The organism is Nonomuraea sp. NPDC049309, from assembly GCF_043196965.1.
In the GTDB taxonomy this organism is placed as follows: Bacteria; Actinomycetota; Actinomycetes; order Streptosporangiales; family Streptosporangiaceae; genus Nonomuraea; species Nonomuraea fastidiosa.
The window spans coordinates 157,117-176,353 of sequence record NZ_JBICSH010000001.1 but is presented as its reverse complement, the minus strand read 5'-3'; the positions used below and the strand labels follow the sequence as shown (position 1 = coordinate 176,353).

Genomic DNA, 19,237 nt, shown 5'->3' with positions numbered 1-19,237 from the left:
CGCCTCAGGCGCCGCTCGGGTCGTCCGCCGGTGGCGGGGTGGTCGACGCGAGGATCGAGGTGAGGACGCCGGGGAAGCGCTCCTCCAGGTCGTCACGGCGCAGGGTCATGAAGCGGGCCTTGCCCTCCGCGCGGGTCGAGGTCAGGCCGGCTTCCCGCAGGATGCGCCAGTGGTTGGAGAGCGTGGAGCGCGGCACGTCGAGGTGCGGCGGGCTGCACGGCACCTCACCGCCCGCCGCCATCAGGCGGACCAGCTCGAGGCGGACCGGGTCCCCGAGCGCGTGGAGCACGGCGGCCAGCTCCAGGTCCGCCGTGTTCGGCTGAGGCTGCGATCGCATCCGGCTCTCCTGCTTCGGTGACTTGGTCGACGCTCCGGAACGGCACCAGTGTAAGGTTCGCTTCGTCAATTCGGGAAAATCGAAATGATCAAAAGGGGAATCGATGGCGGTCCGCGCTACCTACGCCCGCATCTACGTTGACGATCTGGACACCGCTCTGCCCACCTTCGTGGCCCTGACCGGCACGCAGCCCGGTCTGCGCTTCACGTACGGAGAGGTCGAGCTGGCGAGCATCGGTGGTTGTCTCCTGGTCGCGGGCACCCCGCAGGCCCTGGCCCCGTACCGTGACGTGCAGGCCACCGCCATCGTCGACAGCATCGACGACGTCTTCGCGATCGTCGCCAGGGAAGGCGGCGAGACGCTGGACGGCCCGAACGACGTCCCCACCGGCCGCAACCTGACGATCCGCCACCCCGGTGGCGCGGTCATCGAGTACGTCGAGTTCGACACCGGCAAGCTCCAGGCGCTGCCGGGACAGTGACCCGGCCGGCCAGAGAAGGGCTCGCGGAACGGTGGCGGGCCGACCGCGATCCGGCCGGCCCGCGCCCCCGGAGGGGCTTCCTCTCCATCAGGACGTTGGCCCCACGCGGCGGACGGCCGGCCCACGCCCCCGAGGGGCTTCCCCTTCTCCCCCTTCATCGAATATCGTCGATGATCGATGGTTGGAGAGAAGGGGCCGCTCGCCCGTGCCGAAGCCGAGGAGTACGCGAGCTGGTTCAAGGCGCTGGCCGACGCGACGCGGATCCAGATCGTGTCGCTGCTGGCGCGGCGGCGCGAGCCGATGAGCGTGGGCGAGATCGTGGCCGCGTCCGGGGTGGGGCAGTCCACGGTGTCGCATCACCTGAAGATCCTCTCCGAGGTGCGGTTCGTGCTGGTGGAGCGGCAGGGGACCTCCAGCCTCTACCGGATCAACGAGAACTGCGTGAGGTGCTTTCCCACGGCGGCGGACGTGGTGATGGGCAAGCCGGTGCCGCCCGCGCCGGTCTGCGAGTGAGGAGATCAGCATGGCGGACGACATCACCGCGCTTCCCGCCGGTCTCGGGAGCGGCGATCCGGATGCCGTGGCGGCCTGGGTCCCCTGTCCGGGCGTGAAGATCCGGCCGATGCGCGACGGCGACGCGGCGGAGGTGCTGGCGATCTATCAGGCCGGGCTGGACACCGGTCATGCGAGCTTCGAGACCGTCGCGCCGAGCTGGGCGGCGTTCAGCGCGAGCCGGCTGCCGAACCTGCGGTTCGTGGCGGCCGACGCCGGATCGGGCGAGGTGCTCGGGTGGGTGGCGGCCTCGCGGGTGTCGGCGCGGAGCGTCTATGCCGGGGTGGTCGAGCACAGCGTTTACGTCCACCCCGGCTGCCAGACTCACGGCATCGGGCGCGCGTTGATGACGGCGTTCATCGCCGCGTGCGAGGACGCGGGCGTGTGGACGATCCAGTCCGGCATCTTCCCCGAGAACGCCGCCAGCCTGGCCCTGCACAAGGCGCTCGGGTTCCGCGTCGTCGGGACCCGCGAGCGCATCGGCCGTCATCACGGGGTGTGGCGGGACGTGCTGATGGTGGAGCGGCGCAGCCCGGTGGCCGGAACCTGATGTCGTAGGCACGCGTGCACAGGCCCCGCTTGCGAGCGGGGCCTTGCGCGGGGTCATGCGGGCTCGGCCGCGGCTCGGAGGGCCCCGATGACCTCGGAGGGCCCCGATGACGACGCGCTGTCCTGGAGACGGCTCTGATCTGGTCACGGCCAGGGGATGAGCGACCAGGTCGCGGTCGGGAAGGCGCCGAGCGTGACCTGCTCGGCGAGCGGGCCGGCGAGCGCGGCCGGCTCGCGGCCCAGCGCGTCGAGCCCGGCCCGTACGCCACGGACTTCGCCGGCGCCACCAGCCTGCGCACCGCCGAGCGCCACCCGGCCACGCCGCCGTCCATGAGATGACCGACGCCCAGGAATGGGGGCTCGGCGACCCGGAACGCGATCCTCATGCTCGCCGACACCGAAGAGCCGGCCCGGCGGCTCGTCCCCGGCAACACGCTCGGCGAGATCGAGGCCATCTACGCCGAGCGGCTGCGCGAGTGGCGGGAGTGGGCGCCGGTCACCGAGGCCGCGTTCCGCAGAGGCACGTACGCGGATGTCGCCGGGAGCTCCTGCGCGTGAAGGGGCGCACCGGCGGGAGCGTGGGTCGGCCCCGGGCCGCCCTCCCCCGGCGAGGGCGGGCGGGTGAGGTCACCGGGAAGCGGGGACGGGCGCGGCGAGCGGGGTGAAGACGGCGCCGAGCCTGGCCACGGTCTCCGGGATGATGCGGTAGTAGACCCAGGTGCCGCGGCGTTCGCCGTCGATCAGCCCGGCGGTGCGCAGCACCTTGAGGTGGTGGGAGATGGTGGGCGCGGTCAGGTCGAAAGCGCCGGTCAGGTCGCACACACAGGCCTCGCCGCCCGGGTGGGAGCCGATCATCGACAGCAGGCGCAGGCGTACCGGGTCGGCCACCGCCTTCAGCAGCGCGGCCAGCTCGGTGGCGTCGTTCTCGCTGAGCGGCTCCCTGGTGAGCGGGGCGCCGCACCCGGCCGGCGTGGCGGTCACGACGACACCTCCTGATTCGACATCTGTCTAAATCATAGGCGGGTGCGCAAGCCGCCCGTGACGGCCCCTGGCAACGCACCGAAGGCCGGGACCCGGGCCGGCGGTCAGCCGCAGCAGCCTCCGCCGGCGGACGCGTCCGCCAGAGGGAGCAGGCCACCTCTGATCCCCGCGGCCAGGCCGGCGCGCTGCTCCTGGGCTTCGGCGAGGCTGGAGGAGCACACGCCGGTCGCGGGGAGGTCGAGCTGCACGTTCCTGGCCGCCTCCCAGTCTCCGGCCAGGGCGGCGACCACCGAGCGGGCCTGCTCGTAGCCGGTGGCCAGCAGGAACGTCGGGGCGCGGCCGTAGCTCTTGACGCCGATGGCGTAGTAGCCGGGCTCGGGGTGGGCCAGTTCGCCGGCGCCGTGCGGCGGGACGGTGCCGCAGGAGTGCCGGTTGGGGTCGATGAGCGGGGCGAGGGCGCGGGTGGAGCCGAGGACGGGGTCGAGGTCGAGGCGGAGCTCGGCGGCGATGGTGTGGTCGGGGCGGTAGCCGGTGGCGGCCACGATGCGGTCAGCGGGAACCGACCGTTCGTGCCCCGAGGGGGCGCGGCTGATCACCCGCGCCTGCGTGCCCTCGCGTTCGATGGCGTGGGTGAAGAAGCCGGTCAGCAGGCGGATGCGGCCGCTCTCGACGTGGGCGTGCAGGCGGGTGCCGAGCGCTCCCCGCGCGGGCAGCGCGTCCGCATCGCCGCCGCCGTACGTACGAGCCGGGTCGCCCGCGCGGATCGCCCAGGTGATGGCGGTGTCCTCCAGCTCGGCCAGGCCGAGCAGGGTGGTGGCGGCCGAGTGGCCCGCGCCGATCACCAGCACGTGCCTGCCCTCGTAGCGGTGGCGGTCCGCGCCGAGGACGTCGGGCAGCGCGGGGTCGATCAGGTCTTCGGCGTCGGCCTCGCCGCGGGCGGGCAGGCCGGACGCGCCGAGGACGTTCGGGGTGGCGTAGGTGCCGGAGGCGTCGATGACGGCGCGGGCGTGCAGCTCGCTTCCGTCGGCCAGGCGGATCAGGAACGGCGCCTGCTCGCGGCCCGCCGTACGGACGCGGTCGTAGCCGAGCCTGCTGATCGCCGTCACCTTGGCGCCGGTGCGGATCCGGTCGCCGAACAGTCCGGCCAGCGGGGCCAGGTAGCCGTCGATGAGTTCGGCGCCGGTCGGCAGCCACTCGGGGTCCGGCGCGCTCCAGCCGGCGGCCTCCAGCAGGCGCCGGGCGGCGGGGTCGATGTCGTACTTCCAGGGGCTGAACAGCCGGACGTGGCCCCACTGGGCGACCGAGGCGCCCGCCCGCTCCCCCGCTTCCAGCACCACGAAACCGAGGCCGCGTTCGGTGAGGTGGGCCGCCGCGGCCAGCCCGATCGGGCCCGCCCCGATGACGGCGATGGGCAGGCTGCCGATCTGCTCGCTCTGGCGGCCGAACTCCGGCTCTACGGCGGCGGGACCACAGCATCCGCTCATGGCGCTTCTCCTCGGTAGCAGTTTGCTTAGATGGATGTCTAAACAGGGCTCTCTGAGAGAGCATGCCCGCGTGATTAGAGGGATGTCAAATTAGACGTTCATCTAAGTAACGGCGCTCTGCCGGATTTCGCGCACGTGGCGGGCCAGCGTGGAAACGACGCGCCGGGCGTCCGCGCCGACCCCGCGCAGCGTGTTGGACGACGGCGTACGCTGCCATTCCAGCCCCAGGTAGCCCAGGCCGGGATGGGACAGCGAAAGGCCGCGGCGCTGGCGCGGCCGCCCCTCGGCGTCCAGCGCGCCCATGTCGGCGAGGTACGGCAGGTCCGGCAGGTACCCGGTGGCCAGCAGCACCGCATCGACCCGCTCGCGCCGGCCGTCGCTCCAGATCGCGTGATCGCCGTCCAGCCGGGTGAACATCGCCCGCCGCACGTAACGACCCTCGCGCAGCGCCCGGCGGTAGCGGCCGTCATCGAGGACGGGCGACGGCGGCGGCATCTGCGCGCGGGCCAGGGGCAGCCGGTCGAACCCGGTGACGCGGAACCAGAAGTGCAGGTCCCGGCCCAGCGGGCGCTGCTCGACGAAGCGGATGGGCGCCCGACTGACCAGCGTCACCCGGCGTTCGGCGGCCAGCTCGTACGCGATCTGGACCGCCGAGTTGCCCGCCCCGACCACGACGACGTGCTCGCCCGGCAGCGAGGCCGGCGAGCGGTAGTCGGCGGCGTGCAGCACCGGACCTCCGGTGAAGGTGTCCAGGCCGGGGAGGCCGGGCCGGTGCGGGCGGCCGAAGGAGCCGCTGGCCGCGATGACGGCCGGGGCGGTCCACTCCTGCCCATCGGCCAGGCGTACGAGGAAGCCGCCCGCGCTGGGCTTCACGGCGCTGACGCGGGAGCCGGTGCGCAGCTCGGCACCGCGCTCGACCAGGGCGGTGGCGTAGCGCTCCAGGTAGGCGACGACCTCGTCTCGGTGCGGGTAGCGTTCGGGGTCGCCGCCGAAGGGCATGCCGGGCAGGCTGCTGTAGCGGGCGGGCGAGAACAGGGTGAGGCTGTCGTAGTAGCGCGGCCATGATCCGGCCGGGCGGTCCGACGCCTCCAGCAGCACGGGCCGCAGGCCCTGCTCCAGGGCGGCGTGCGCGGCGGCCAGGCCGGACTGCCCGGCTCCGACGATCAGGATGGAGTCGTTCGGCATGCGGCAGAACGTACCGTCATTTTCTAATATGTCAATAATTTGGTACGAGGGGTAAGCTGCGGGTGGTATCGGGAGGGAGCAGGCATGAGCGAGACCACGACACCGTCAGAGGCGACAGCGGGCGCCACGTGCGCGCCGCGGCTGCCGCAGGCCGCTCAGGACTTCCTCAAAGCCCTGGCCAACGAGAGCCGTCAGCAGATCATGCTGCTGTTCGCCCAGGGCGCCGAGCTGTCGGTCAACCAGGTCGCCGAACGCGCCGGCATCAGCCAATCGGCCGCCTCCCAGCAGCTCGCCCTGCTCCGGCGAGGCGGCATCGTCACCTCACGCCGCGCCGGCAAGGAGGTGCTGTACCGGGGCGACCGCGACAGCGTCGCCCGCATCCTCGACGACCTGCGGGACTACCTGCGCTTCTGCTGCTGACGGGCTGGGCAGGCGATCACGCGTCCTTCTCGGCGGGAGGACGGACCACGGCGACCGGGCAGGTCGCGTGGTGCAGGACGGCGTGGCTGATCGAGCCGAGCAGCGCCGAGGCGAAACCGCCGCGCCCGCGCGAGCCGACCACGACGAGGTCGGCGGTCTCGGCCGCTCGGATCAGGGCGGTGGCGGGGTGGTCGCACGGCTGCTCATCGGTCATGACCAGGTCGGGGTTGGCGGTGCGCCAGGGCTCGACCAGCTCGCGGGCTCTGCGCGGCTGCTCCTCCATGATCTGTTCGATCAGCTGGGCGTAGGCGACGCCGTACGGGGAGAGGGACGGCACCTGCCAGGCGGTGACCACGTGCAGCCGCGCATGGCGGCTCCTCGCCTGCTCGACGGCGTACTGCATGGCCGCCTGCGCGTGCTCGGAGCCGTCGTAGCCGGCCACGACGCGGCCGTGCTGCGCCCGCTGCGGCGCGCGGACGACCACGACCGGCCCCGCCGCGTGCCCGGCCACCGCACTGCTGACGGAGCCGAGCAGCATGCCGGTGAACCCGCCGAGGCCACGGCTGCCCAGCACGATGCCGTCGGCCGTGGCGGACTCGGCGATCAGCCGCTCGACGACGTTGCCGGTCAGCAGCTCCGTCGTCACCTTGACGCCGGTGGCCAGGCCGCGGGCGATGTCGGCGGCGGCTTCGAGGGCGCCTTCGCAGTGCTCGGTGCCCTGGTTCTGTGACCACTGCTCGCATACGTGCACGATCCGCAGGTCGCGCCCGCGCCGCGTGGCGTCGTCGGCGGCCCATTCCACCGCCGCCGCTGCCGCGGGCGAGCCGTCCACGCCGACCACGATCTGCTGGGACATCGCCCTTCTCCTCCCCGTTCGTTTCCTTGCTTCCAGCTTCTGACGAGGCCGCTGAACGACGCTGCGGGAGGAGGTCCCGGGAACATGTGTCTTTGGTCCCGGATCGTGCGCTACGCAGGTCCCGCCGATCGCCACCGCAGCCCTTCGTCACGGCGGCCTCGGGACCTTCGCCCCTGCCCCTCCCCCGGCCGGCCAGGTGGAGTGGAAGGAGAACGTTGAAAGGGGCGGACCATGGAAGCCAAGCGGTGGACGGTGCAGATCTACCTGAACGAGGATCGCGACGACACGCACGCCCGGGCGGTGCTCACCACCCAGGACGGCAAGGGCCGCCTGACGGGCGAGGGACATGCGCGGCGCAACCCGGCCGACCCGCCGGTGCCGGAGATCGGCGACGAGCTGGCGGCCTCGCGCGCGCTGGCCGACCTCTCCGGCAAGCTCGCCGTCATCACGCAGCGCGACATCAGCGCGCTGGCCGGCCCGCCGGTGCCGAGCCGTTCGTGGTGACGGGCATGAGCGTCGCCGAGCACGACCTCAGGGCCCGCGGCGGACGGCTCGCCGGCACGGTCAGGACCCTGCTGCACGAGGGCCGGGTACGGCGGATCGTCGTCAAGGACGCGCGCGGGCGCACGGTGCTGAACGTCCCGCTGACGGCGGGAGCCGTGGCGTTCGTGGCGGCGCCGTTCGTCACGGTGCTGGCCGGTCTGGCCGCCGTCGCCGCAGGGTGGACCATCGACGTCGACCGGCCCTCTCAGAGGAGGAGCGCCGAACGGTGACGCCGGTCAGGCTGTCCGGCCGGGGCCAGTTTCCTCCACCCGGGCCGCACGTTCTGCGCCTTTGATCAAATGGAACCGTGACTCCTCGGCGTGCACGCTTCTACCGAGCGCTCATCTGGCTGATCGGCGCACTCATCGTCGTCGTCATCGCCACCGCGACCGTCAGCCTGCTCTGGCAGGCGGCCGGCCGGCTGCGCGATGTCACAGGCGTGGACCTCTACGACGAGCTGACCGTTCTCCTGCTCGCCGTCCTCGCATGCGCGGCCCTGGTCATCGGCATGGTCCGCTGGACCGTCCGCCTCCCCCGTCCGAGGTTGCCGCCGCTCACCGCAGAGCAGATCGAGGCCCTCAGGTCGAACCCGAAGGACCACTTCGACGCGCTCATCGCGGAACGCACCACGCGCCTCCAGCGGTGGAGCACCTGGGGAGTCGTCTTCGGTCTGCTGTTCACCGCAGGCAGCCTGGTCTACACCGCCCGGTCTCTGGAGACCTCGCAGGAGGGGCAGATCACCGACCACTACACCCAAGCGATCGGGCAGCTCGGCTCCAAGAACATCGATGTCCGCCTGGGGGCGATCTACGCCCTGCAGCGGCTGGCGAACGACTCAGAACGCGATCGCCCGACGATCGTCGACGTCCTGTCGGCGTACGTACGCCAGCACGACCCGGAACCGAAGGCCAAGCTCCCCGAGCGCCCCGATACCGACGTGCAGGCCGCCTTGACCATACTCGGCGCCCTCCACAAGGAGGTCGAGATCGGCCAGGACTACGAGGTCGCGGCCTGCGGCTGCGACCTGAGGCATACCCGCGTTCCCGGTGCGGACCTGAGCGACCTCAGGCTGATACGCGCCGATCTGAGCTCTGCCGACCTCCATGACGCGCGCCTGGAAGGCGCCGACCTGCGCGGCGCGAACCTGCGCGATGCGGACCTGACCGGCGCGGACCTGCACGGCGCCGACCTGCGCGAAGCGGACCTGGGCGAGGCGGCTCTGACCGGCGTCGGTTTGTTCGAGACGGACTTGCGCGGCGCGAAGCTGCTCGGCACGGACCTGCGCGGCATGGACCTGACCGGCACGAAGCTGCGCAGCGCGGCGCTGCTCGGTGCGGATCTGCGCCGTGCGGATCTGAGCGGCGTCGACCTGTTCCACGCGGACCTGACCGGTGCACGACTGAATGGCGCGAGCCTGATCAAGGCGAATCTGTTCGACTCGGACCTGAGCCAGGCGAAGCTCAACGGCGCGGATCTGAGCGGCGCGGACCTGAGCGACGCCGGCCTCACCGCCGCGGACCTGCGCGATGCGAATCTGCGGGAGGCGAACGTGACCGGCGCGGACCTGCGTCAGGCGGACCTGACCGGCGCGGACTTGACCGGCGTGGTGGGCTTGGACACGGCTGAGAAGGACGCGAGCACGAAGCTCCCCTCGTAGTTTCGCGGGACGGCATGGCAAAAGGCGCGCGGCGCCCAAGCCTTGCCCTGCGGGTGCCCAAGTCCTGTTCACGGCGGGCCGGTGCGGATGGCGCGACGGGTAAACAGAAGGTGTGACATATGGGGACAACCCACACATAGGGACAGATAGGTCAAGGCACAATCGTGCGCTGGCCCTGATCCCGCTGGGCATGATCGCGGTGATCATCGCCGCCGATCTGCTGTCCCCCAGCCGCATCCACTTCGGAGCCTTGCTGGTGGCGGCGCCCGCGATCACGGCGTCCTTCGCCGGGGCGCGCTTCACCGCCGTGATAGGGCTGCTGGCACTGGCGGGCGAGGCGTTCATCGCCTTCCAGACCGGGACGCTGAACACCGACAGCATGAAGGCGGAGCTGGCCGCCATCACGATGGTGTCGGTGTTCGTCGTGCTGTTCTGCCACGTACGCAACCGGGAGAGACGGGTCCTGGCGCAGGTGCGGTCGGTCGCGGAGGCCGCGCAGCTGGCCCTGCTGCGCCCGCTGCCGGGAGCGCTCGGACCGCTCCGGCTCGCCAGCGTCTATCTCGCCGCGGCGGCGGAGGCCAGGATCGGCGGGGACCTGTACGGCGCGGTCCGCACCGCGCACGCCACCCGCCTGCTCATCGGCGACGCCCGCGGGAAGGGGCTGCCGGCCATCGCCGACGCGGCCGCGCTCGTGGGCGCGTTCCGCGAGGCGGCCCGCCGGGATCTGTCCCTGGCCGAGCTCGCCGCCGATCTGGAGGACAGCGCGGAGTTCAGCCCGTACCGGTTCGCCGAGGAGAGCCCGGCCGAGGAGGAGAGCTTCGTCACCGCGGCCGTCATCGAGATCCCCGACGACGAGCCGGTGCTGCGCCTGGTGAGCTGCGGTCATCCGCCGCCGCTGCGCATCCACGACGACGGGGCCTCGCTGCTGCCGTGCGATCCCCCGGCACCGCCCCTGGGCCTTGGGCACCTCAGCGGGCAGCGGCTCTGCGTCTGCTCGTTCCGGTTCGAGCCGGGTGATCTGCTGCTGCTCTACACCGACGGCGTCACCGAGGCGCGCGACGCCTCCGGCGTCTTCTATCCGCTGCAGGAACGGGCCGCCGCGTGGACGCAGGAGACCCCGGAGGGGCTGCTCAAACGGCTACGCGATGATCTTTTCGACTACACGGGCGGGCGGCTCGATGACGATGCCGCCATGGTCGCGATCCACCGCCGGTGACCGGGAAGCCACGGCAAGCGAGACAGACCAACACTTTTCCCGCCTGTGACGCTCATCCCGGCACGCAGGGGAAGGGGCAACCGGCGAAGGCGCCAGTCCCTGGAGGAAGTCAGTGAGCGGTGAGCGTCCCGTCCTGGTGGGCTACGACGACTACCCCGAAAGCCGGGACGCGCTGGTCTGGGCGGTCGAGGAGGCCCGGCTGCGCGGGCTGCCGCTGCTGGTCTGCCACGCCCTGCACTGGCCGTACCTGCCGAGGACCGTCCCCGAGGACTTCTTCCAGCAGATCGAGCACGTCGCGATGAACGTGGTCGAGGAGGGCGTGCGCCGCGCCAGGGAGCTCGCGCCGGAGCTGGACGTGCAGTCGATGCTGGGCAGCGGCACGCCGTCGGCGGTGCTGCTGCGCGCCGCCTCCGAGGCGGAGCTGACGGTGCTGGGGGCGCGCGGGCAGGGCGGGTTCGAGGGGCTGCAGGTCGGGTCGGCGGCGGTGCAGGTGCCGGCGCACAGCTCCCGGCCGGTGATCGTGGTACGGCCGTCGCCGCATCGGCCGAGCGGCGACGAGGCCAGGATCGTGGTCGGCCTGGACGGCTCGCCGCCGAGCCTGGCCGCGTTCGACTTCGCCCTCGACGAGGCGGCGCTGCGCGGCTGCACGGTGACGGCGCTGTGCTGCTGGACGGACTGCGGGTCGGCGACGTGGCAGGAGCCGCTGCCGTTCGTGAACTCGCACGCCCTGCGCACCGGCGCCGAGGCCCGCTTCCGCGAGGTGGTCTCCCATCTGGCGCGCAGGCGTCCTGACGTGACGGTCTTCACGGAGTTCATGACAGAACGCCCGCAGCGGGTGCTGGTGGAGGCGGCCAGGGGCGCCACGCTGCTCGTGCTCGGCAACCGCGGCAACGAATGCCCTCCCTGCATGCTGCTCGGGCGGGTGACGCAGACGGCGCTGCTCGAATCGTGGTGCCCGGTGGCGGTGACCCCGGCGACCGTGCTGAACCCGCGGATCCCGCCGGGTTGACCCTCCCGGGTCCTCCGCCCCGACCTGCGGGACCTTCGTCCCTGGCCGCGCGCGGCCCGCACGGGCGAGCGTGGGAGGAGGAACCGACGAGGAGGCACGATGAAGGCGCTCATCTATGAGGGGCCGGGCCGGCGTTCATGGACGGACGTTCCCGAGCCCGGGCCGGCCGGGGCGGCGGACGCGATCGTCCGGGTGGACGCGGTCACGATCTGCGGCACCGACCTGCACATCCTCAAGGGCGACGTGCCCGCGGTGCGGCCGGGGACGATCCTCGGCCACGAGGCGGTCGGCACGGTCACCGAGACCGGGGCGGCGGTGACGGCGGTCAAGCCGGGAGACCGGGTGCTGGTGTCGTGCATCACGGCGTGCGGGCGCTGCCGCTACTGCCGCACCGGCGCGTACGGGCAGTGCCTGGGCGGAGGCGGCTGGATCCTCGGCCACCGGATCAACGGCACGCAGGCCGAGTACGTCCGGGTCCCGTTCGCCGACACCTCCACCCACGTGCTGCCCGGCCGCGTCTCCGACGAGGCGGCGCTCATGCTGGCCGACATCCTGCCGACCGCGTACGAGGTGGGCGTGCTCAACGGCCGCGTCCGCCCCGGCGACACGGTCGCGATCGTCGGCGCGGGGCCGATCGGCCTGGCCGCGATCACCACCGCACGGCTCTTCACGCCCGCTCACATCGTCGCGATCGACCTGTCCGCGGCGCGGCTGGAGGCCGCCAAGCGGTTCGGCGCGGACGTGGTGGTGGACGCCGGTGACGACCCGGCCGCCGCCGTGGGCGACCTGACGGGCGGGCTCGGCGCGGACGTGGCCATCGAGGCGGTGGGCGTTCCTGAGACGTTCGAGCTGTGCACCAGGCTCGTACGTCCGGGCGGCCATGTGGCGAACGTCGGGGTGCACGGGCGGCCGGCCACGCTGCACCTGGAGGACCTGTGGATCCGCGACCTGACCATCACCACCGGCCTGGTCGACACCTGCTCCACGCCGGACCTGCTGGAGATGGTCGCGGCCGGGCGGCTGGACCCCACCGGGTTCATCACGCACCGCTTCACGCTGGACGACATGACGGCCGCGTACGACGCTTTCGCCGACGCGGCGGCGACCGGCGCCCTGAAGGTGGTGCTGTCCCGGAGCTGACGCCCGCGCGGGGCTTTCGGCCTCCTCAGGCTGCCAGGCACGGACCGGCGGGGCCGGCAGGCCGAGAGCCCGGCCGGATCGGTGAATCCGGCCGGGCCTCGCGCGCGCTGGGCCTGACGGAATCGCTAGGAGATCGGCGTGTAAACGCAGGGCAGTCCCATGCGCGAGTACGTACCGTCGGAGTTCTTCCGATAGGCCTCGACGCAGAACTGGCTGCCGCTGGCGAAGGTGCGTCCGATCTTCCGGTAGTGAATGAGGCTGTGCGAGTTATCGCGGTCCGCCGTGTTGTACGCGAATCCCGGGCCCCATAGGCGGAAGTGGCCGTAGAAGCTGAGCACTGACCACTTATTCGTATAGGCCTGGATCTGATCCACCCGGCCACCACTTCCGATGATCTTGACGCAGGCGTAGCCGTTGCAGCCGCTGTTCTCGGCCGCGTAGGCCGGCGAGGCGAGTCCCAGACCGGCGATGAGGACCGTCAGGCACGTGGCGAGGGCGGCGGCGATTCTGGACGAACGTCTTTTCATGACTGGCTCCGATTTCTTCATCTGAAAGTTCCCGGCGGAAAGGAATCGAGGTTGTGCCGTCCACCTCCAAGCGGTGCGGACCGGCTCGGCGGCGATGCCCTTCACCATCGAGTGCGTAGTGCAAGTGTCGACGGCGGCATGCGCATGATCCAGGGCATTTCCCGGACATTCACCGGCACTCCACAGGACAGCCGGAATTCTGCTTTCTGATAGCGTTTTTCGCATTATTGTGCTATTGGGCTTCCTGCCGTCGCGGCCGGCGGGGCGGATGTTCGGCGGTGATACCGGTCGCCGCCTGAATGGCGCGATGACATGGACGCGTGCCCACCGGTTCTCCCTTCGCGCGGCCTCCTCGCGTGCCGCCGGGCGCGGGCCGCGCCGCGGCGGCCGGGATCGGGCACGGCGGCTTCACACAGAGGACGAAATACCGTCTACCGGTCGCTGAGGGCTGAAAGCTGCAAACCGGTGGGAGTTTCGCCTTTCATGCACGCGGCACCGGCCCTGGAGCCTGAACTGTGGCCGGTGCGCGTGCCGCACCCCGTCGTAGCGCCGGCCGGCACCGACACTAGGACTGACGGACACGCGTACGGCGGGCAGGGGGGCGGCAACGTGATGACCTCGTCTTCCGGCCTGTCGTCGGCGCAGGCGGCCGCGCGGCTGGCGCGTGACGGTGCGAACGTGCTGCCGCGCAAGCCGCCCACCCCCTTGTGGCGGCGGGTGACCGGGCAGCTGCGCGACCCGCTCATCGTGGTGTTGCTGGTGGCGGCGGCGCTGACGATCGTCACCGGCGACTGGACGGACGCCACCGTGATCATGCTGGTGATCGTGGTGAACACGACGGTCGGGGTGGCGCAGGAGGTGCGCGCCGACCGCGCCATCACGGCCCTGGCCGACCTCACCACGCCCGAGGCCCGCGTGGTACGCGACGGGCGGCAGCGGCGGATCCCGGCGAGCGAGGTCGTGGTCGGTGACCTGCTGGTGCTGGCGGAGGGCGACATCGTCCCGGCGGACGCCGAGGTGGTGGAGTCGGCGGCGCTGCTGGTGGACGAGTCGGCGCTGACCGGTGAGTCGGTGCCGGTGGACAAGGGCGCCGCCGCGCGGGTCTCCTCCGGCACGGTGGTGGTGCGGGGCAGGGGCCGGGCGGTGGTGACGGCGACGGGCGCGGCGAGCGCGAGCGGCCGCATCGCCGCCCTGATGGAGAAGGGCGGCGGGCTGACGCCGTTGCAGCGCCGCCTGGCCGGGGTGGGGCGGCTGCTGGCGGGGGTCGCGGTCGTGCTGTCGGCGGTGGTGCTGGTGCTGGGCCTGATACGCGGGCAGCCGGTGGAGCTGATGGTGGTGACCGCGATCAGTCTGGTGGTGGCGGCGGTGCCGGAGTCGTTGCCGGCGGTGGTGACGTTGAGCCTGGCGCTCGGGGCCCGCCGCATGGCGGCGCGGAACGCGCTCATCCGGCATCTGCCGGCGGTGGAGACGCTGGGCTCGGTGACGGTGCTCGCCACCGACAAGACGGGCACGCTCACCGAGGGCCGGATGGTGGCGCGGCACCTGTGGACCCCGTACGCCGAAGCCGCCGTCTCCGGCTCGGGCTACGCGCCCGGCGGCGCGATCGAGACCGAGGACCCGTCGCGGTTTTCGGCGCTGCTGGAGGCGGCGGCGCTGTGCAACGACGCCCGCCTCAGCCCGCCGCAGGCGGAGGGCGGCGAGTGGACGGCGCTGGGCGACCCGACCGAGGCGGCCCTGCTCGCCGCCGCGGCCCGGCTCGGCCTCGACCGCGCGGAGCTGCAGCGGCGGTTCCCCCGAGTGGCGGAGCTGCCGTTCGACAGCGGGCGCAAGCGGATGACCACCGTGCACCTGCTGCCGGACGGCGGTGCCCGGCTGATCTGCAAGGGCGCGCCCGAGGCGCTGCTCCGCCCCGGCGTGCTCACCGATGATCCCGCGCTGGTGGCGCGGGCCGCCGAAAGCGCCGACCGGTACGCCCGCGACGGCTACCGCGTGCTCGCCGTCGCCGCCGCGGACCTGGACGCCGTGCCGGCTTCCGTGCCGGAGACCGGGCTGAGCCTGCTCGGGCTCATCGCGATCCTGGACCCGCCGCGCGAGGCCGCCGCCGGCGCCGTGGCCGACTGCAAGCGGGCGGGCATCAAACCCGTGCTCATCACCGGCGACCACCCGGGCACCGCCCGCGCCATCGCCGCCGAGCTCGGCATCGTCGGCCCCGGGGAGGTGGCCGTGGACTGCCGCGAGCCCGGCGGTGCCCTCGTGGACGAGGGCGGGCCCGGCGGTGCCCTCGTGGACGAGGGCGGGCCCGCCGCCGTCTACGCGCGGGCCACGCCCGAGCAGAAGCTCGGCCTCATCGAGAGCCTGCGCGACCGCGGCGAGGTCCTCGCGATGACCGGCGACGGCGTGAACGACGGCCCCGCGCTGCGCCGCGCCGACATCGGCGTCGCCATGGGCAGGCGCGGCACCGAGGTGGCGCGGCAGGCGGCCGACCTGGTGCTCGCCGACGACAACCTGGACACCGTCGTGGCGGCCGTCGAGGAGGGCCGCCGGGTGTACGCCAACATCCGCCGCTTCCTCGTCTATGGCCTGTCGGGCGGCGCGGCGGAGATCGCGGTGATGCTGCTGGGGCCGTTCCTGGGGCTGCCGCTCCCCCTGCTGCCCGCGCAGATCCTGTGGATCAACCTGCTCACCCACGGCCTGCCCGGCGTGGCGCTGGGCGGGGAACCTGTCGTGCCCGCCACCATGGCGCGCCCGCCGCGCCCGCCCGGCCAGAGCATCATGGGGGCGGGCCTGTGGCAGCGGGTCGTCCGCATCGCCATCGTGCTCACCGGCGTCACCCTCGGGGTCGCGGTGTGGGCGGCGGCGACCGGACGGCCGTGGCAGAGCATGGCGTTCTTCGCGCTCGGGGCGACGCAGCTCGGGGTGGCGCTGGGGACGCGTACCCGGCCGCGTTCGCTCGCCAACCCGATGCTGCTCGCCGCCGTGGCGGGTGCGCTGGTGCTGCAGCTCGCCGGCCTGTACGTGCCGCTGCTGCAGGAGCTGCTCGGCACCCGGCCGCTCGCGCCCGGCGATTTGCTGATCGTGCTGGTGCTGTCGGCTGCGGGGTACGCCGCCGCCCGCCTCGACCGCATCCTGCACCCCTCCCGTTCGTGACCTACCTGAGCCAGGCGTTGCGCCGCACGACGGGCAGGCCGCCGAGGCCGAGAGTGGCGCCGGCGTCGGCCATGGCCAGGCCGATGAGGACGATCGCGTAGACGATGTGGTCGTCCATGAACGGGTTGGTGTCCAGGGGCAGCTCCGCCGCCCACATCAGGAGCAGCATCACCGTGCCCGCGGCGGCGGCGATCCGGGTGCCGGCGCCGAGCGTCAGCGCCAGGCCGACGCCGAGCAGCCCGGCCATGAACAGCCAGTCCACCCACGCCTGACCCGCCAGCGCGGAGAAGAAGCCGCCGAGCGCGTTGTCGCCGGTCCCCTTGAGGAACCCGGTCGTCGGGCTGCCGCCCGCGATCCAGGCCTTGTCCGGCGGGGTCGCGAAGCCCCAGCCGAACGTCTTGTCGAGGAACGCCCATAAGAAGATCCAGCCGATGGCGAGCCTGGCGGCGGCCCAGACGTACTCGACCGGGCGGCGGTGGCCCTTGCCGGTGGCGGCGGCGGTGTCGGGCCTGTCGATCGTGGCGGCCATGACGACTCCCCTTTCACGTCGTTCATCGTGTCCCCGTCCATGACACGGTGCGCGGTGTGCCGGGGGCAGTGCCGGACGGCCGCCGTACGACGGGACCTTGGTCCTTTCCCCCGGCTGTCGGAGCGCGTCGCCGAAGAGAAGAGCCGGGAGGGACCTTCGGCGGGACGTTGGGCCCTGCTGAAGCCCGGGGACGCACGGCAGCCTGAAGTGCGAGGAGGACATTTCATGCCCATCGCGCTCACCACAGTCGTCGCCAGCCGGTTGCTCGGAGCGGCCGGGGCCGCGCCCTCGGTGCTCAACACCGAGCCGTGGCGCTTCACCGTACGCCGTCCCGACGTCGTCGACGTACTCGCCGACCGGTACCGCTGGCTGCGGGTGAGGGACCCGCGGGGGCGTTCGCTGCACATGAGCTGCGGGGCGGCGCTGTTCAACCTGCGCATCGCCGCCCAGGCGATGGGGTTCGAGCCCGCCGTACGGCTGCTGCCGGACCCGGAGTGCGCTCCTGAGCTGCTGGCCCGTGTGACGCTCGGCACCCCCGCCTCGGCATCGGCTCCGGTTCCGGTCCCGGCTCCGGGCCCTGCTTCGGCGCCGGCCGCGACCGCGGCCCCGGCTCGTGCTTCGGCTGCGGCCCCGGCATCGGCATCGGAGGCTTCGGCATCGGAGGAGGCGCGGCGGCTTTACGACCTGATCCGGGTCCGCCGGACGACCAAGGGCCCGTTCGCCGACCGGATGATCCCCGAGGCGGTGCGGGCCGAGCTGTGCGCGGCGGCGGCGCTGGAGGGTGCCAGGCTCTCCTTCCCCGGCGAACGCGCGACCGCCGACCTGCTCGAGCACGTGGCCGCGGCGCAGGCCGAGCTGGATCGCGACGCGGAGTACCAGGCCGAGCTGGCGGCCTGGGATCCGTCCCCGTACGTGCCGGACACGGACCCGGTCCGCGACTTCGGCTGCCAGGCCGGATACGCGCGTTTCGAGCCCCGCCCGCAGCTCGCCGTGCTCACCACCGCGGCCGACACGCCGGTGGACTGGTTGCGGGCCGGCCAGGCGCTGCAGCACATGCTGCTGGTCGCCGCCGGGCACGCGATCTCGGCCTCGTACCTCAACCAGCCTCTCGACCTGCGTGACATGCGAGGCCGCCGTAACCCGCGCCACCGGAGCGGACACCTGCAGATGATCATGCGGCTGGGGTACGGCGGGATCGCGCCCCGCACTTCCCGCCGCCCCATGACCGAGCCGATCGCCGAAGAGGGCGTTTCAGGTCTGCTTCAGCGCCGCACGCACGCCCGGCAGGACGGCGGCGCGGAAGGCGGCGTCGAGTTCGGCGGGTGAGGCGGTGGTCTCGCCGTCGATCCAGGCGCGCAGCAGTCCCATGAACGCGCCGACCACGCAGGTCACCAGCAGGTCGAGCGCGGCCGACGCGCGGCCGCCCGCCGCGATGAGCTCGTCCTTGACCCGGGCGGCCAGCAGCTGCACGCCGCGCCGGTGCGCCAGGTCGCCGCCGCGCCCGCCCATGAGGGCGCGGACGAGCCGCTCCTGCTCGCGTACGTGCTCGAACGCCGGCCGGCTGAACGCGAACAGCTCCCCCTTCTCCTCCCCCGGCGCGGGGTGGAAGAAGGTGAGCCGGTCGAGGTTGCTGAGCAGCACGTCCTGCTTGCCGGTGAAGTGAGCGTAGAAGGTGGACCGGCCCACGTCGGCGCGCTCGATGATGTCGGTGACGGTGACCGCGTCGTAGCCCTTCTCCAGGGTCAGCGCCACCAGCGCCTCCTGGATGAGCCGCCGTGTCCGCCGCACCCTCCGGTCTCCGGACACTTTCCCGCCCCTTGTTCCGTACGGCACGCATCGGCCGAGCCGTTCGCTACCTCCTCCTAGTATGGACACCCGATTCGTTTCTGAACACACCGTTCGGAAAAGGGAGCTTGATCATGGGCTTGGGCGAACTCCTGCGCGGCCGCCACGAGCACTCGCACGCCGGCAGCACCATCGACCACCCCCGCGTGTACGACGCCTTCGGGGCGATCGCGTTCCTCGGCGGCCGCCGCGCCGCCTTCACCCGCCTGGCCGCCGTCGCGCGCCCGCGCATCGGCGACCGCGTGCTCGACGTGGGCTGCGGCACGGGCTACCTCACCCGCATCATCGCGCCGGTGGTCGTCCCGCGCGGCCACGTCACCGGCCTCGACGCCTCTCCCGCGATGATCGAGTACGCGACCCGGCGGGCGCCGTCGAACTGCACGTACGTGGTCGGCGCGGGCCAGAACCTGCCGTTCCCCGACGGCTCCTTCGACCTGGTCGTCTCCAGCCTGGCCGTCCACCACATGCCCGAGGAGGCGAGGCCCGAGGCGCTGCGCCAGATGTTCCGCGTCCTGCGTCCCGGCGGCCGCCTCCTCATCGCCGAGTTCCGCCCGCCGTCCCATCCCGCCGCCCGGCGCCTCATCGGCCTGGTCACCGGCCACGCCATGCGGCACGACCCCCGCGACCTGCTCGGCACGCTGATCCCGGACGCCGGTTTCCGGGTGGAGGACGAGGGGCCGCTGCCGCACCTGATGTACTACGTACGCGCGACCCGCCCTGCGTGACCTCGCCCGGAACGCCGGAGCCGGGCCGGGCGCGCCGCTCCCCCGCCTCGAATG

General features: G+C 72.7%; 23 protein-coding genes. 14 read left to right on the top strand and 9 right to left on the bottom strand.

Features of this window, described 5'->3' with window-relative positions; translation table 11 throughout:
- Positions 1-4: 4 nt before the first annotated feature.
- Complete coding sequence (locus ACGFIM_RS00835; protein ID WP_393192455.1) at positions 5-337, bottom strand: ArsR/SmtB family transcription factor; 333 nt, start codon at positions 335-337, stop codon at positions 5-7.
- A 103-nt stretch (positions 338-440) separates the two neighbouring features.
- On the opposite strand from ACGFIM_RS00835, the gene ACGFIM_RS00830 reads away from it, so the two are divergent.
- From ACGFIM_RS00830 to ACGFIM_RS00820, 3 genes are all read left to right on the top strand, one after another.
- Positions 441-818 (top strand): VOC family protein, encoded by a 378-nt coding sequence (locus ACGFIM_RS00830; RefSeq protein ID WP_393192452.1) that lies wholly within the window; start codon positions 441-443, stop codon positions 816-818.
- A 177-nt stretch (positions 819-995) separates the two neighbouring features.
- Entirely contained in the window at positions 996-1,331 is a 336-nt protein-coding gene (locus ACGFIM_RS00825) for an ArsR/SmtB family transcription factor (RefSeq protein ID WP_393192449.1), read from the top strand.
- Positions 1,332-1,341: 10 nt separating this feature from the next.
- Positions 1,342-1,920 carry a GNAT family N-acetyltransferase gene (locus ACGFIM_RS00820; RefSeq protein ID WP_393192446.1) on the top strand — a complete coding sequence of 193 codons (579 nt, stop codon included), beginning with the start codon at positions 1,342-1,344 and terminating at the stop codon, positions 1,918-1,920.
- Positions 1,921-2,063: 143 nt separating this feature from the next.
- On the opposite strand, the gene ACGFIM_RS00815 is transcribed toward ACGFIM_RS00820, so the two are convergent.
- The gene (locus tag ACGFIM_RS00815; RefSeq protein WP_393192443.1) at positions 2,064-2,231 is read right to left on the bottom strand and encodes a hypothetical protein; all 168 of its coding nucleotides are present in this window, start codon (positions 2,229-2,231) and stop codon (positions 2,064-2,066) included.
- A 72-nt stretch (positions 2,232-2,303) separates the two neighbouring features.
- On the opposite strand from ACGFIM_RS00815, the gene ACGFIM_RS00810 reads away from it, so the two are divergent.
- On the top strand, positions 2,304-2,477 hold the full coding sequence (locus tag ACGFIM_RS00810; protein ID WP_393192440.1) for a hypothetical protein: 174 nt from the start codon (positions 2,304-2,306) through the stop codon (positions 2,475-2,477).
- A gap of 69 nt (positions 2,478-2,546) precedes the next feature.
- On the opposite strand, the gene ACGFIM_RS00805 is transcribed toward ACGFIM_RS00810, so the two are convergent.
- The 3 genes from ACGFIM_RS00805 to ACGFIM_RS00795 all read right to left on the bottom strand — a co-directional run bounded on the left by ACGFIM_RS00805 (position 2,547) and on the right by ACGFIM_RS00795 (position 5,569).
- Entirely contained in the window at positions 2,547-2,900 is a 354-nt protein-coding gene (locus ACGFIM_RS00805) for a metalloregulator ArsR/SmtB family transcription factor (protein WP_393192437.1), read from the bottom strand.
- A gap of 104 nt (positions 2,901-3,004) precedes the next feature.
- Positions 3,005-4,384: an FAD-dependent oxidoreductase gene (locus ACGFIM_RS00800; protein ID WP_393192434.1), complete on the bottom strand. Its 1,380-nt coding sequence runs from the start codon at positions 4,382-4,384 to the stop codon at positions 3,005-3,007.
- 102 nt (positions 4,385-4,486) lie between these two features.
- Entirely contained in the window at positions 4,487-5,569 is a 1,083-nt protein-coding gene (locus ACGFIM_RS00795; protein ID WP_393192431.1) for a flavin-containing monooxygenase, read from the bottom strand.
- Positions 5,570-5,653: 84 nt separating this feature from the next.
- Between ACGFIM_RS00795 and ACGFIM_RS00790 the strand changes: the two genes are divergently transcribed.
- Positions 5,654-5,989, top strand: coding sequence for a metalloregulator ArsR/SmtB family transcription factor (locus ACGFIM_RS00790; protein ID WP_364069328.1), 336 nt, complete (start codon positions 5,654-5,656; stop codon positions 5,987-5,989).
- 16 nt (positions 5,990-6,005) lie between these two features.
- On the opposite strand, the gene ACGFIM_RS00785 is transcribed toward ACGFIM_RS00790, so the two are convergent.
- On the bottom strand, positions 6,006-6,845 hold the full coding sequence (locus ACGFIM_RS00785; protein ID WP_393192427.1) for a universal stress protein: 840 nt from the start codon (positions 6,843-6,845) through the stop codon (positions 6,006-6,008).
- A 231-nt stretch (positions 6,846-7,076) separates the two neighbouring features.
- Between ACGFIM_RS00785 and ACGFIM_RS00780 the strand changes: the two genes are divergently transcribed.
- The 6 genes from ACGFIM_RS00780 (at position 7,077) to ACGFIM_RS00755 (ending at position 12,410) form a co-directional block, all read left to right on the top strand.
- Complete coding sequence (locus tag ACGFIM_RS00780; RefSeq protein WP_393192424.1) at positions 7,077-7,349, top strand: DUF1876 domain-containing protein; 273 nt, start codon at positions 7,077-7,079, stop codon at positions 7,347-7,349.
- Positions 7,350-7,354: 5 nt separating this feature from the next.
- A complete protein-coding gene (locus tag ACGFIM_RS00775) occupies positions 7,355-7,618 on the top strand; it encodes a DUF4342 domain-containing protein (RefSeq protein ID WP_393192421.1) in 264 nt (87 codons plus the stop codon).
- A gap of 77 nt (positions 7,619-7,695) precedes the next feature.
- Positions 7,696-9,045: a pentapeptide repeat-containing protein gene (locus ACGFIM_RS00770; protein ID WP_393192418.1), complete on the top strand. Its 1,350-nt coding sequence runs from the start codon at positions 7,696-7,698 to the stop codon at positions 9,043-9,045.
- 190 nt (positions 9,046-9,235) lie between these two features.
- A complete protein-coding gene (locus ACGFIM_RS00765; protein WP_393192415.1) occupies positions 9,236-10,261 on the top strand; it encodes a PP2C family protein-serine/threonine phosphatase in 1,026 nt (341 codons plus the stop codon).
- Positions 10,262-10,373: 112 nt separating this feature from the next.
- Positions 10,374-11,270, top strand: a complete 897-nt coding sequence (locus ACGFIM_RS00760; RefSeq protein WP_393192412.1) for a universal stress protein — start codon at positions 10,374-10,376, stop codon at positions 11,268-11,270.
- A 99-nt stretch (positions 11,271-11,369) separates the two neighbouring features.
- Complete coding sequence (locus tag ACGFIM_RS00755) at positions 11,370-12,410, top strand: alcohol dehydrogenase catalytic domain-containing protein (RefSeq protein ID WP_393192409.1); 1,041 nt, start codon at positions 11,370-11,372, stop codon at positions 12,408-12,410.
- A gap of 125 nt (positions 12,411-12,535) precedes the next feature.
- Here ACGFIM_RS00755 and ACGFIM_RS00750 read toward each other — a convergent pair whose 3' ends face one another.
- Positions 12,536-13,045 (bottom strand): hypothetical protein, encoded by a 510-nt coding sequence (locus ACGFIM_RS00750; protein ID WP_393192406.1) that lies wholly within the window; start codon positions 13,043-13,045, stop codon positions 12,536-12,538.
- 504 nt (positions 13,046-13,549) lie between these two features.
- Between ACGFIM_RS00750 and ACGFIM_RS00745 the strand changes: the two genes are divergently transcribed.
- A complete protein-coding gene (locus ACGFIM_RS00745; protein ID WP_393199559.1) occupies positions 13,550-16,084 on the top strand; it encodes a cation-translocating P-type ATPase in 2,535 nt (844 codons plus the stop codon).
- 1 nt (position 16,085) lies between these two features.
- Here ACGFIM_RS00745 and ACGFIM_RS00740 read toward each other — a convergent pair whose 3' ends face one another.
- Entirely contained in the window at positions 16,086-16,613 is a 528-nt protein-coding gene (locus ACGFIM_RS00740; RefSeq protein ID WP_393192403.1) for a hypothetical protein, read from the bottom strand.
- Between the two features lie 225 nt (positions 16,614-16,838).
- Here ACGFIM_RS00740 and ACGFIM_RS00735 point away from each other — a divergent pair, with 225 nt between their 5' ends.
- On the top strand, positions 16,839-17,939 hold the full coding sequence (locus ACGFIM_RS00735) for a hypothetical protein (protein ID WP_393192400.1): 1,101 nt from the start codon (positions 16,839-16,841) through the stop codon (positions 17,937-17,939).
- On the opposite strand, the gene ACGFIM_RS00730 is transcribed toward ACGFIM_RS00735, so the two are convergent.
- On the bottom strand, positions 17,865-18,419 hold the full coding sequence (locus ACGFIM_RS00730; RefSeq protein ID WP_393192397.1) for a TetR/AcrR family transcriptional regulator: 555 nt from the start codon (positions 18,417-18,419) through the stop codon (positions 17,865-17,867). The genes ACGFIM_RS00735 and ACGFIM_RS00730 overlap by 75 nt on opposite strands.
- A gap of 113 nt (positions 18,420-18,532) precedes the next feature.
- On the opposite strand from ACGFIM_RS00730, the gene ACGFIM_RS00725 reads away from it, so the two are divergent.
- Positions 18,533-19,183 carry a class I SAM-dependent methyltransferase gene (locus tag ACGFIM_RS00725; RefSeq protein ID WP_393192393.1) on the top strand — a complete coding sequence of 217 codons (651 nt, stop codon included), beginning with the start codon at positions 18,533-18,535 and terminating at the stop codon, positions 19,181-19,183.
- Positions 19,184-19,237: the final 54 nt, after the last annotated feature.